15 protein-coding genes are annotated in these 11,546 nt (G+C 71.9%); 8 read left to right on the plus strand and 7 right to left on the minus strand.

Features of this window, described 5'->3' with window-relative positions; translation table 11 throughout:
* Positions 1–80: 80 nt before the first annotated feature.
* The 3 genes from ABTY20_RS12360 to ABTY20_RS12370 form a co-directional block, all read right to left on the minus strand.
* Positions 81–794 carry an IclR family transcriptional regulator gene (locus tag ABTY20_RS12360; protein WP_502991797.1) on the minus strand — a complete coding sequence of 238 codons (714 nt, stop codon included), beginning with the start codon at positions 792–794 and terminating at the stop codon, positions 81–83.
* Between the two features lie 312 nt (positions 795–1,106).
* Positions 1,107–1,319 (minus strand): DUF5326 family protein, encoded by a 213-nt coding sequence (locus ABTY20_RS12365; protein ID WP_351996926.1) that lies wholly within the window; start codon positions 1,317–1,319, stop codon positions 1,107–1,109.
* Positions 1,320–1,468: 149 nt separating this feature from the next.
* Positions 1,469–1,786 carry a cupin domain-containing protein gene (locus ABTY20_RS12370; RefSeq protein WP_351996927.1) on the minus strand — a complete coding sequence of 106 codons (318 nt, stop codon included), beginning with the start codon at positions 1,784–1,786 and terminating at the stop codon, positions 1,469–1,471.
* A 60-nt stretch (positions 1,787–1,846) separates the two neighbouring features.
* Here ABTY20_RS12370 and ABTY20_RS12375 point away from each other — a divergent pair, with 60 nt between their 5' ends.
* From ABTY20_RS12375 to ABTY20_RS12395, 5 genes are all read left to right on the plus strand, one after another.
* On the plus strand, positions 1,847–2,224 hold the full coding sequence (locus ABTY20_RS12375; RefSeq protein ID WP_351996928.1) for a phage holin family protein: 378 nt from the start codon (positions 1,847–1,849) through the stop codon (positions 2,222–2,224).
* A 5-nt stretch (positions 2,225–2,229) separates the two neighbouring features.
* Positions 2,230–2,721 (plus strand): low molecular weight protein-tyrosine-phosphatase, encoded by a 492-nt coding sequence (locus ABTY20_RS12380; RefSeq protein WP_351996929.1) that lies wholly within the window; start codon positions 2,230–2,232, stop codon positions 2,719–2,721.
* A complete protein-coding gene (locus tag ABTY20_RS12385; protein WP_351996930.1) occupies positions 2,718–3,872 on the plus strand; it encodes a cystathionine gamma-lyase in 1,155 nt (384 codons plus the stop codon). Before ABTY20_RS12380 ends, ABTY20_RS12385 begins: the two co-directional genes overlap by 4 nt.
* 204 nt (positions 3,873–4,076) lie before the next feature.
* Positions 4,077–4,982 carry a LysR family transcriptional regulator gene (locus ABTY20_RS12390; RefSeq protein WP_351996931.1) on the plus strand — a complete coding sequence of 302 codons (906 nt, stop codon included), beginning with the start codon at positions 4,077–4,079 and terminating at the stop codon, positions 4,980–4,982.
* Positions 4,983–5,070: 88 nt separating this feature from the next.
* The gene (locus tag ABTY20_RS12395) at positions 5,071–5,553 is read left to right on the plus strand and encodes an NUDIX domain-containing protein (RefSeq protein ID WP_351996932.1); all 483 of its coding nucleotides are present in this window, start codon (positions 5,071–5,073) and stop codon (positions 5,551–5,553) included.
* A 10-nt stretch (positions 5,554–5,563) separates the two neighbouring features.
* Here ABTY20_RS12395 and ABTY20_RS12400 read toward each other — a convergent pair whose 3' ends face one another.
* The gene (locus tag ABTY20_RS12400) at positions 5,564–6,193 is read right to left on the minus strand and encodes an HAD family hydrolase (protein ID WP_351996933.1); all 630 of its coding nucleotides are present in this window, start codon (positions 6,191–6,193) and stop codon (positions 5,564–5,566) included.
* 200 nt (positions 6,194–6,393) lie between these two features.
* Between ABTY20_RS12400 and ABTY20_RS12405 the strand changes: the two genes are divergently transcribed.
* Positions 6,394–7,260 carry a GNAT family N-acetyltransferase gene (locus ABTY20_RS12405; protein WP_351996934.1) on the plus strand — a complete coding sequence of 289 codons (867 nt, stop codon included), beginning with the start codon at positions 6,394–6,396 and terminating at the stop codon, positions 7,258–7,260.
* Between the two features lie 71 nt (positions 7,261–7,331).
* Here ABTY20_RS12405 and ABTY20_RS12410 read toward each other — a convergent pair whose 3' ends face one another.
* Both ABTY20_RS12410 and ABTY20_RS12415 read right to left on the minus strand, forming a co-directional pair.
* The gene (locus ABTY20_RS12410) at positions 7,332–7,751 is read right to left on the minus strand and encodes a GlcG/HbpS family heme-binding protein (RefSeq protein WP_351996935.1); all 420 of its coding nucleotides are present in this window, start codon (positions 7,749–7,751) and stop codon (positions 7,332–7,334) included.
* A gap of 70 nt (positions 7,752–7,821) precedes the next feature.
* The gene (locus ABTY20_RS12415) at positions 7,822–9,030 is read right to left on the minus strand and encodes an MFS transporter (protein WP_351996936.1); all 1,209 of its coding nucleotides are present in this window, start codon (positions 9,028–9,030) and stop codon (positions 7,822–7,824) included.
* Between the two features lie 143 nt (positions 9,031–9,173).
* On the opposite strand from ABTY20_RS12415, the gene ABTY20_RS12420 reads away from it, so the two are divergent.
* Together ABTY20_RS12420 and ABTY20_RS12425 are read left to right on the plus strand one after the other, a co-directional pair.
* Positions 9,174–9,638 (plus strand): MarR family winged helix-turn-helix transcriptional regulator, encoded by a 465-nt coding sequence (locus ABTY20_RS12420; protein ID WP_351996937.1) that lies wholly within the window; start codon positions 9,174–9,176, stop codon positions 9,636–9,638.
* 9 nt (positions 9,639–9,647) lie between these two features.
* Entirely contained in the window at positions 9,648–10,100 is a 453-nt protein-coding gene (locus ABTY20_RS12425) for a GNAT family N-acetyltransferase (RefSeq protein ID WP_351996938.1), read from the plus strand.
* A gap of 55 nt (positions 10,101–10,155) precedes the next feature.
* Here ABTY20_RS12425 and ABTY20_RS12430 read toward each other — a convergent pair whose 3' ends face one another.
* Positions 10,156–11,541 (minus strand): serine hydrolase domain-containing protein, encoded by a 1,386-nt coding sequence (locus ABTY20_RS12430; protein WP_351996939.1) that lies wholly within the window; start codon positions 11,539–11,541, stop codon positions 10,156–10,158.
* Positions 11,542–11,546 lie beyond the last annotated feature (5 nt).

Below are 11,546 nucleotides of genomic sequence, written 5' to 3' on the forward strand. Positions count from 1 at the left end.
CCGCGGACTTGCCGGGCATGGACCCTGACACCAAAGGGAATCTTGCTGAACGTACACAGCAGATCACAAGGAGTGAGTTTTCAGATACTGATAGACAGCGTGAGCGAGCCGACGAGCCGCCCCACCTCGGCCTGCAGCCGCCGTGCCGCGGGGACGAGCCGGTCGGCCCGGTGTGCGGGCAGCGAGAGGGCGACCGACGCGGCCGTGGAGCCGACGGTGACGGGGACCGCCGCGCAGACCGTCCCCAGGACGTACTCCTGGCGCTCCAGCACCGGATCCATCCGCCGCGTCCGCTCCAGACGCCTGAGCAGGCTGTGGTCGTCGCGCACGGTGTACGGCGTGAGGGGCCGCACGGGATGGCGGTCGAGGTGGTCGCGACGGGCCTCCTCGTCGAGCTGGGAGAGCAGGCACTGCCCGATCGCGTGGGCGTGTCCGGTCTCCCGGAAGTCGGCCCACTCCTCCACCGCGGGGTGGCCGGGGGAGTCGGAGACGCGGACGACGTCGATCTCGCCCTCGCGGTACACGGCGTAGTACACGGGGGCGCCGACCGCGTCCCGCCAGCGGGCGAGGGTGTCGGCCACCGTGCTGCGACGTTTCTGCTCCGCTCCGCTGCCGCTCAGCCGCGTCGCGGCCTCCCCGAGGAAGAACAGCCCCTTGTCGCGGCGCAGATAGCCCTCGTGCACCAGGGTGCGCAGCAGGTGGTACGTGGTGGGGAGCGCCAGTCCGGTCTCCCGGGCCAGCTGTTTGGCGGGAGCCCCGTAGTCGTGCCCGGCGACGGTCTCCAGCAGGCGCATGGCCCGCTGCACGGAGCCGATGAGGGTCGCGGTGGGCGCCGGTGCGGGGGACGTCGGCGAACGGGGCTGCGGAGGGACCGCCGTCAGCTGTGCGGGGCCGGTGCCAGTCGTGGCCAAGGGTCACTCCCGAAACGCGAGGAGGCAGCCCGTGCGGGGGGACACGGGTGGGGGGTCGCCGCTCGCGGGGACCGTCCCCGCGTCGAGTTCCGGACTCTAACGGGCTGTCACCGCACGCGGACGGCCCGCCGGGGAAACTTCCCCCGCCCGAGGGAACCGGTGATTCCTGTTACCGCTCCACCGGTACCGCTCGGCTCACCAGTCGCCGCGCGACGAGGAACTCGAGGTGAATTTCCGTACGACGTAGATCAGTCCGCCGACCAGCGCCACGAAGACCAGCGCCTTGAAGAGCAGTCCGATCACGAAGCCGACCACGCTCGCTATCAGCCCGCCGAACACGACCAGGGCGATGGCCGGCACCGCGATCCACTTCACCCACCACGGCAGTCCCGCGAAGATCTCTCGCATCGCCCTCGTCCTTACCTCTCCGCCCGCCGAGTGCCGGGTCGCGTCGATGATGTCCTGCACTCGATGCTAGGGCGACAGGTGCTCCCACGGGGGTCCCGGACCCCTTGTCCTCCCCTGACCGATCCCCTAGGGAACCCCGACGGCGCTCCTCAGCTCTCGGGGGGAGAGAACACCACCAGGACCCGCAGGTCCTCGCTGATGTGGTGGAACTTGTGGGCCACGCCGGCCGGTACGTACACGACGCTGCCGCGTGCCACCTGGGTGGTCTCCATGCCGACGGTGATCGCCGCGCGCCCGCTGACGACGAAGTACACCTCGTCCTGCTGGTGCGGCTGCTGCGGGTCCTGGGCGCCGGCGTCCAGGGCGTAGAGGCCGACCGACATGTTCCGCTCACGCAGGAACTGCAGATACGCCCCGTCGTTGGCGGCGCGCTCCGCCTCCAGTTCGTCCAGCCGGAATGCCTTCATCGTCTTGTCCCGCCCCTGCCTCGCTGCCCGAGTCCGATCGTGTCTGCCACGATCAGACACATGATGAATTTCCTAGTCAAGACGATCGCCAACGCGGGCGCCCTGGCGGTCGCGGTGTGGCTGCTCGACGACATCACCCTGACCGGTGACAGCACGGGCAAGGAGATCGGCACACTGCTCCTGGTCGCGCTGCTCTTCGGGTTGGTGAACTCCCTGGTCAAGCCGGTGGTGAAGCTGCTGAGCCTTCCCCTGCTCATTCTCACGCTGGGGCTGTTCACCCTGGTGGTGAACGCGTTGATGCTGCTGCTCACCTCCTGGCTCGCCGACCAGCTGGATCTGAGCTTCCACGTGGAGGGCTTCTGGACGGCCGTGCTGGGCGGCCTGATCATCTCCGTCGTCTCCTGGGCGCTCAGCGTCGTCCTGCCCGACGAGGACTGAGCACGATGACCTACCGCGTCTGCTTCGTCTGCACCGGCAACATCTGCCGCTCCCCGATGGCCGAGTCCGTCTTCCGCGCGCGGGTGGCGGAGGCCGGACTCGACGACCTGGTCGAGGTGGACAGCGCCGGCACGGACGGCTGGCACGAGGGTGAGGGCGCCGATCCCCGCACGGTGACCGTGCTGCGGGAGAACGGCTACGCCACCGGTCACACGGCACGGCGGTTCGACCCGTCCTGGTTCGCCCGCCTCGATCTCGTCATCGCGCTCGATTCCGGCCATCTCCGGGCGCTGCGCCGCCTCGCGCCGACGGACCGGGACGCGGACAAGGTGCGTCTGCTGCGTTCCTACGATCCCGCCGCCGGTGACGATCTCGACGTGCCGGACCCCTATTACGGGGGCGCGGACGGATTCGACGCGTGTCTTGAGAGGGTGGAGGCGGCGAGCACCGGACTGCTCGCCTCGGTACGCGAGCAGGTGGAAGGACGGGCGGCATGAACGATTCGACGACGGGCGCGGGCCACGGGGGGACGGGCGACGGCACCCGCGCGGTGCGGGCCGGGCTGCCCGAGCCGGTCAAGTACGAGCCGACCCTGCCGGGACCGGTGTTCGCCGCCCACTTCCACCTGCCGGGCGACCCCACCGGCCCCTACACCTACGGCCGGGACGAGAACCCGACCTGGACGCTGCTGGAGCGGGCCATCGGCGAGCTGGAGGCGCCCGGCCGGGACGACGTCGAGACGCTGGCCTTCGCCTCGGGCATGGCCGCGATCTCCTCGGTGCTCTTCTCCCAGCTGCGGACCGGGGACGCGGTCGTGCTGCCGAGCGACGGCTACCAGGCCCTGCCCCTGGTGCGGACCCAGCTGGAGGCGTACGGCATCGAGGTGCGGACCGCGCCGACGGGCGGCGACGCCCAGCTCGAGGTCCTCGACGGTGCGAAGCTGCTGTGGATCGAGACGCCCTCGAACCCGGGGCTGGACGTGTGCGACGTGCGCCGCCTCGCCGAGGCGGCGCACGCGCAGGGCGCCCTGGTCGCCGTCGACAACACCCTCGCCACACCGCTCGGCCAGCGCCCGCTGGAGCTCGGCGCCGACTTCGCGGTGGCCAGCGGCACCAAGCAGCTCACCGGGCACGGTGACCTGCTCCTGGGCTACGTCACCGGCCGGGACACCGGGGCCATGGCCGCCGTCCGCCGCTGGCGCAAGATCGTCGGCGCCGTCCCCGGGCCCATGGAGGCCTGGCTCGCGCACCGCTCGATCGCCACGCTCCAGCTGCGCGCCGACCGGCAGAACGCCTCCGCGCTGACGCTCGCCCGGGCGCTGCGGGAGCGGTCCGAGGTGACGGGGCTGCGCTACCCGGGGCTGCCCGACGATCCCTCGCACAAGACCGCCTCGCAGCAGATGCGGCGCTACGGGTGCGTGGTGTCCTTCACACTGCCCACGCGCGCCCGTGCGGACCGCTTCCTCGACGCGCTGCGGCTCGTGGACGACGCGACGAGTTTCGGCGGCGTACGGTCCACGGCGGAGCGGCGCGGACGCTGGGGCGGGGACGCGGTGCCGGAGGGCTTCATCCGCTTCTCCGTGGGTGCCGAGGACCCCGAGGACCTGGTCGCGGACGTACTGCGGGCCCTGGACGAATCAGCGGGCTGACCTGCCGGATCGGCACACTGCGGCGGACGGTCCGAGCCTCCCCCCTCGTGGCTCGGACCGTCCTCGGTTCCGCGCGAAGAACCGCTCGACCAAGGCTAGTTGACTGAGTGTCAGTGTCCAATCACTGTAGCGACAGAGGCCTATCGACTTATTTATAGTTGGACGTCCGGACCCTCAGGAGGGACCGGCGAGGGAGGGTGTGGCGTGGATCTGGCCTTGCTGCGGACCTTCGTGACCGTGCACCGGGCCGGCTCCTTCACCCGTGCCGCCGCCCTGCTCGGCCTCTCCCAGCCGGCCGTCACCTCGCAGATACGGACCCTGGAACGGCAGCTGGGACGACCCCTGTTCCTGCGGCAGGCGCGCGGTGTGACACCGACGACCATCGGGGACGAGCTCGCCCACAAGGCGGCGCCCCATCTCGACGCCCTGATGGAGATCACCGAGTCCGGGCTGGAGGAGGACTCCTCCTTACGGACGCTGCACCTGGCCGGTCCCCCGGAGTTCACCGCCGAGCGGGCACTGCCCGCGCTCACGGAGCTGACCGGCGAGGACGGTCAGGGCTTCGCCCTGCGCGCCTCCTTCGGCACCGCCGAGGAAACCCTGGAGGGGCTGGCCGCCGGACATCACGATCTGGCCATCAGCACGGTCCGGCCCCGCGGGGCCCTGCTCTCGGCGACTGCGCTCTGCGACGAGGAGCACGTCCTGGTCGCCGCTCCGCGCTGGGCCGAACGGATCGGTTCCGGCCTGCTCCGTCACCCGGGTCCCTCGGCCCTGGAACACGTTCCGGTGATCGAGGTGCACGAGTCACTGCCCTTCGTCGCCCGCTACTGGGCCTCCGTCTTCGACTCCCGCCCCGTCGCCCCGGGCGCCGTCGTCGTCCCGGATCTACGCGCGGTGCTGGCCTGTGCCACCGCGGGAGCGGGGCTGGCGGTCCTGCCCCGCTACCTCTGCGCGGGCGCGCTCGAACGGGGCGAGGTGGTGGCCCTGCACAAACCACCGGTCCCCCCGCTGCGCACGTACTTCCTGGTGGTCCGCACCGGCACGCTGGCGATGCCGCACATCGCCCGGGCCCATGAGTGGCTGGAGCGGGCGGCCGCCGACTGGTGTTGATCCGTCGGGGCGGTGGTCCCGCCGCGGCGAGCCAGCCGGCGCCCTCCCACGATGTTTCACGTGGAACCAGCCGGGCCACATTTCCTCCATGACCGTCCGACCCGTGGTCAAGCGCACCGCTCGAGCCGTTCTGCTGGACGGCGAGAACCTGATCCTGATCAAGCGCACCAAGCCCGGCGTGGATCCCTACTGGGTCACCCCCGGCGGCGGGGTCGAGCCGGGGGACCCGACCGTCGTCGACGCCCTGCACCGCGAGGTGTACGAGGAGCTCGGCGCGAAGATCACCGATGTGGTGCCCTGTTTCGTCGACACCGTGGAGCACATCGGCGAGGACGACAGCGCCACCGGCGTGAAGGTGCAGCACTTCTTCGTCTGCCGCCTGGAATCCATGGACCCGTCCCTGCGGCACGGCCCGGAGGTCGACGAGCCCGTCGGAGAGTACGAGATCGTCCGCGTACCGTTCACCCGCGTCGGGATCGCCTCCGTCCACCTGGTACCGCTGTCACTGCGGCACTACCTGGACGGCAATATCGAAGGCGTGCGCGCCATGCACGCCCCCGACCTGGGGTGACGCCCGGCCGCTACGCGGCCCGCACCAATTCGTAGGCTTCCCAGAGGTCCCGGCCGGTATAGGAGTGGGTCGCGAGGCCGGTCAGCCGCCGGTCCGCGTTGACCGCGACGGATACCGGCACCGCGCCGAACAGGTCCATGTCCGACACCGAGTCGCCATAGGCGACGCAGTCCGCGCGGGTCACCCCGAACTCCGCGCACAGCCGGTCGGCGATCCGGACCTTGGCCGCCGCGCTGAGGACCCCGGCCGGGTCCACCGGCTCCGTGAACGGCACGGCGGGAAAACGGGAGCCGTACGCCGCGTGCGCGCCCCAGCCGGTGAGCCGTTCCACGAAGAAGGACGGGGAGAGCGAGACGACGGCGCAATAATCGCCGTTCCGCGTGAGCTCCGCCCAGACCTCGCGGATCCGGGCCAGCCACGGAGCCGTTTCGAACGCCGCCGTCACATGCGCCTCGGTGAGACCCGCCCAGAGCGCGTGCACCCGCGCGGCGTACTCCGGCGGTCCGATGAGACCGGACGAGACCGCCCGGTCGAGGGCCACCGTCTCGGCCTCCAGCCCCAGCTGACGCGAGATCTCCACGGGGGCCGAACTGCCGTGGAGCAGGGTGCCGTCGAGATCGAAGAGATGAAGTCTCGCCATGAGCGTCGAGGCTAATGGACGCCGGCCTCCCTGCCCCTCCCGGCGGCTGGAACCCGCCACGCACCGTTCGCATGTGTTTCACGTGAAACACCCCACGCCCGGGCCCGCATGTCGCCGGTGGCCGCGGTGTGGCCGAAAGCCCGCACGATTCTCCTGAAACAGGTGGACGACGAAGCCCTCCGTCGTACAGCCTGACCTGCGTGCCGACACCTTCTCTCGCCTCTCTGCCCATCCGCCGTCTCACGCTTCGCGACCTCACCGCCTGTGCCGACTTGTCCGCGGACCGGGGGTGGCCGCGGGAGGAGCACAAGTGGGGTTTCCTCCTTGCGTCCGGGAAGGGTTACGGCATCGACGACCCCGACGGCGGTCTGGTGGCCGCCTGCGTCGTCACCGAGTACGGACCGCGGGAACGACCGGCTCTCGCTGCCGTCGGCATGGTCCTGGTCGCGGCACGGCATGCCCGCAGGGGTGTGGGGCGCCGGTTGATGCGCCATGTCGTCGAGGCGTCGGACACCACACCGCTCACCCTGCACGCGACCCCGCTCGGCCGGCCGCTCTATGAGGAGCTCGGCTTCAAGGTCACCGGCCGGGCCGAGATGCTGCGCGGCCGCTTCGTCCCCACCGGCGCCCTGCCGGAGGTCGCCACCCGCGCCGCGACCGCGGGGGACCTTCCGGCGATCCTCCGGCTCGACGAGGAGGTGTTCGGAGCGGACCGCACGCACATCGTCACCCGGCTGCCCGCCTTCGCCGACCAGCTGCGCGTCGCCGAGGAGAACGGACGGCTCATCGGCTACGCGGCCGCCTGGCCCAACATGGACACCCATGTCGTGGGCCCGCTGATCGCCCGGGACACCGCGACGGCCGAGGCGCTCCTCGCCTCCCTCGCCGCCCGCACCGACCGTCCCCTGCGCACCGACATCGACGTGCGGCACGAGGAGCTGCTGGACCGGGTGAAGGAACACGGGCTGGCGTCTGTCATGAGCAGCGCCGTCATGACGTACGGGACCACGGAACCGCCCGGGGACTGGAGCCGGCGGTTCGCCCCGGTGACGGTCGCGGCGGCCTGACGCCCACTGGACGCGACGACGCCGGCCCCGGAGCACGGGGCCGACGTCGTCGCGTCCAGTGGGCGTCGTCGTCAGGCGAGGGCGGCCACGGCGGCCGTGGCGAAGCCGTGGTCCTGCTCCGGGGCACCGCCGCCGACGCCGATCGCGCCGATCAGCCGGCCGTCGCGCCGGACCGGCACGCCCCCGGCGATGAACAGCAGCGGCCGGTCGAGCGCGGTGGGCAGCGTGTGGAAGAGCCCTCCGGGCTGCACGGCGTCCACGAGGTCGGCGGTCGGCGCGTTCAGCTGGAGCGCGGTGTACGCCTTGCGGGTGCTGGTCTCACCGGAGATCAGCACGGCACGGTCGTCCCGGCGGAAGGCGAGCAGATGACCGCCCGCGTCGAGGACGGTGACGCTGACCGTGACACCGGCCGCTTCGGCGGCCCGGCGCGCCGCTTCGACCAGGGCCTCGGCGTCCGCGGTGGTGAGCGGGGCGACGGCGGTGGTGTTCATGAGGGGTTCTCCTTGTGGTGCTGGTGGTGCCGGCCGGCACGGGACGCCCCGCGCCCGTCGGCCCTGTGGGTCAGTGGGTGACGACGGTCCGCCGCTCGGTGGGCACCGAGCCGACGGCCGGGGTGCCGGGCGCGGTGTCGCGGCGCTCGAGGGCGGCCGAGACGAACGCCAGCGCCAGAGCGCTCGCGGCGAGGGCGGCGCCGACCCAGTTGGGTGCGGTGTAGCCGAGGCCCGCCCCGATCACGAGGCCGCCGAGCCAGGCGGACAGCGCGTTGCCGAGGTTGAAGGCGCCGATGTTCAGCGCCGAGGCCAGGGTGGGGGCGCCGTGCGCCTGGTCGAGGACCCGCTTCTGCAGGGGCGGCACCGTGGCGAAACCCAGGGCCCCGACGAGGGTGAGGGTGACGGCGGCGGCGGCCTTGTCGTGCGCGGTCAGGGTGAAGAGGGCGAGGACGACGGCCAGGGCGCCCAGGGAGAGGTAGAGCAGGGGCATCAGGGCGCGGTCCGCGTACCTGCCGCCGATGAGATTGCCGCCGACCATGCCGAGGCCGAAGAGGACCAGCAGCCAGGTGACGGAGCCGTCGGCGAAGCCGGCGACGTGCGTCATCATCGGCGCGATGTAGGTGACGGCCGCGAAGACGCCACCGAATCCGAGGACGGTCATCGCCATGGCGAGCAGGACCTGGACGTTCTTCAGAGCAGCCAGTTCGTGACGCAGCCGCACGCCCTCGGCCCTGGGCAGGTCGGGGACGAGCCCGGCGATGCCGGCCAGGCCGACGACGCCGAGAGCGGCGACGATGCCGAAGGTGACACGCCAGCCGACGGACTGGCCGACGAGCGTGCCCAGCGGAACACCGACGACATTGGCGACGGTCAGCCCGGTGAACATCAGGGCGATGGCTCCGGCCCTCCGGTCCGGAGCGACCAGGTCGGCCGCGACCACCGAACCGATGCCGAAGAAGGCGCCGTGGGCCAGCGAGGCGACCACCCGTCCGATCAGCATGAGGCCGAAGGTCGGGGCCAGCGCGGAGAGCAGGTTCCCCACGATGAACAACCCCATCAGCAGCATCAGCATCCGCTTGCGGGGGATCCTGGTGCCGAGCACGGTCATCAGCGGGGCGCCGAACATGACGCCCAGCGCGTAGCCGGTCACCAGGTAGCCGGCGGTGGGGATGGAGACACCGAAGTCACCGGCGACCTCGGGCAGCAAGCCCATGATCACGAACTCCGTGGTTCCGATCCCGAAGGCCCCGGTCGCGAGGGCCAGAAGCGCGAGAGGCATGGGGGAGAGACCTTCCCAGAAGATTGCGGAGGCTTTTTACGCGTTCTCACAATAATTGCAGACGCGTGATAACCGCAAACGCCGTCTATTGCGGACCTGCTCTACCCTGGTGTCAGAGCAGCTCCTGGACGGAGGAAACGCCCATGACAGCCACGGACCCCGCGCTCACCGCCCTCGCTCAGGGCTGGTGCGCACTCTCCCTGTTGCACGGGAGGATCGAGGCCCACACAGAGCGCGCCCTTCAAGCCCGGCACGACCTGAGCGTGCGGGAGTACTCGCTGCTCGACGTGCTGAGTCGGCAGCACGACGGCGACGGGGGGCATCTGCAGATGAAGCAGGTCGCCGACGCGGTCGTGCTCAGTCAGAGCGCCACCACGCGCCTGGTCACCCGTCTCGAGGACCGCGGACTGCTGGAGCGCTACCTGTGCCCCACCGACCGCCGGGGCATCTACACCAACGTCACCGAGGCCGGTCTCGCGCTGTTGGACGAGGCGCGGCCGACCCATGACACCGCACTGCGCGAGGCGCTCGACACGGCGGCGGAGAACCCCGAGCTCGCCCCCCTGGTGCGGGCCGTACGGACGCTGAAGGCACCGGTGCCCGCATAGGGTGCCGGCATGGAAGATCTGGAGATACGGACCGCGGTCGCCGACGACGTTCCCGCGATCGTCGGCATGCTCGCGGACGACCCCCTGGGCGCACAGCGCGAGTCGCCGGACGACCTCAGCCCGTACCTGGCCGCTCTGGAGCGGCTCGCCGCCGATCCGAACCAGCACCTCGTCGTGGCGGTCCGCGACGGCCGCGTGGTCGGCACCCTCCAGCTCACGGTCGTTCCCGGTCTCTCCCGCCGCGGCGCCACCCGGTCGATCATCGAGGCGGTCCGCGTCCACGCGGACGAGCGCGGCAGCGGCCTGGGGAGCCGGCTCGTCGAGTGGGCGATCGACGCGTCCCGCCGCGAGGGCTGCCGCCTGGTCCAGCTGACCTCCGACCGCACCCGGACCGATGCCCACCGCTTCTACCAGCGGCTCGGCTTCACCGCCTCCCACATAGGCTTCAAGCTGCCCCTGTGACGGAGGAGCCGGAGCCCGTTCCCCGGGAACGGGCCCCGCCCCCCGACGAGCGGAGCTAGCCGATGCCCCGCCATCCCCCCGGGTCCACTCCGCCCGGCACGGGAGCCCCTTCGTCGTACGGCTGCCGCGTGAACACGAACGAGCCCAGGTCGAGATGGCTCAGCGACCCGTCCGGCCGCCGTACGGGCTTCAGGCGCTCACCGGCGTAGTACCCCTCCAGGCCCGTCCAGGTGCCGTCCGCCTCCGGACGGAAACGCGAGCGCCGGCCGGCGCCGGACAGCGGCTCCAGCGAGACGAGGCCCTCGGCCGAGAGCCGGAGCGCGAACGCGGACGTCCCCCAGTACCACTGCCCCACCAGTTCCAGTACCGCGGGATCGGCCTCCCGCAGCGGCCGCCAGGGAGCCGGGAGACGCGGTTCCGCCTCGGCGACGATCCGGACGAGGTCGGCGGCGACCGTGAACGGCGCCGGTCCTGAGGTGCAGTTGGCCAGGACCACCGCGCTCACGTCGTCCGCCACGCCGATCGTGAGACAGGCGAGGAAGCCCGGCAGCGACCCCGTGTGCCCGACGAGAGCGCGTCCGTGCTGGTGCCGGAGTTCCAGGCCCAGGCAGTAGGCGTAGCCGCTCGACACGTCCGCCGCCTCGGCCGGCGCGGCCGGCGTCCTCATCTCCCGCAACGAGTCGGCGCTCAGCACCCGCTCGTCCCCCTCGGCCAGGAAGGCCGCGAAGCGCGCCAGGTCGCCTGCGGTGGACCACAACTGCCCCGCCGGCGCCATCACTCCGAGGTCCTCCGAGGGCTCGGGCAGCAGCACATCGGCCCAGGGGTGCACCGCCCAGCCGCCCGCATGCGGCGCCTCCGCTCGCACGGTCGTGCGCCGCAGGCCCAGGGGTTCGAGCACCTCCTGCCGGAGCACCTCCTCCCACGGGGCACCGCGCACCTTCCCGACCAGGGCGCCGAGCAACGCGTATCCGGGGTTCGAGTAGTGGAACCGCCTGCCGACGGGGTGCACCAGGGGCCGCTCGCCCAGCACCTCGGCGAGACCGGGGCGCAGGGACCCGGGGGTCCGCTCCCACCAGGGCCCGGGCGTCTCGGCGGCCAGCCCACCGCTGTGCGCGAGCAGTTCGGCGACGGTCGCCCCGCCCACGCCCGTGCCCGGCAGGTGTTCCTCCAGCGGGTCGGCGAGATCGAGGGCCCCCTCGTCACGCAGGCGGAGCACCAGGACGGCCGTGAAGGTCTTGGTGATCGAACCGATCCGGTACTGCACGTGCTCGTCGGGGGCGTGTCCTTCCACCGAGGACCGCGCCCCCGTCCACACGGTCCTCCCGCCCCGCACCACGGCCGCGACGAGCGACGGCGCGCGCCCTTCGCTCTGGGCGACGGCGATCCGGTGCAGCAGCGCCCGCCGCGTGCCGGGCAGCAGTTCTTCCTGAGGTGTCGTCATGCCCT

Source organism: Streptomyces sp. NPDC126497 (assembly GCF_040302425.1).
Taxonomy (GTDB): domain Bacteria; phylum Actinomycetota; class Actinomycetes; order Streptomycetales; family Streptomycetaceae; genus Streptomyces.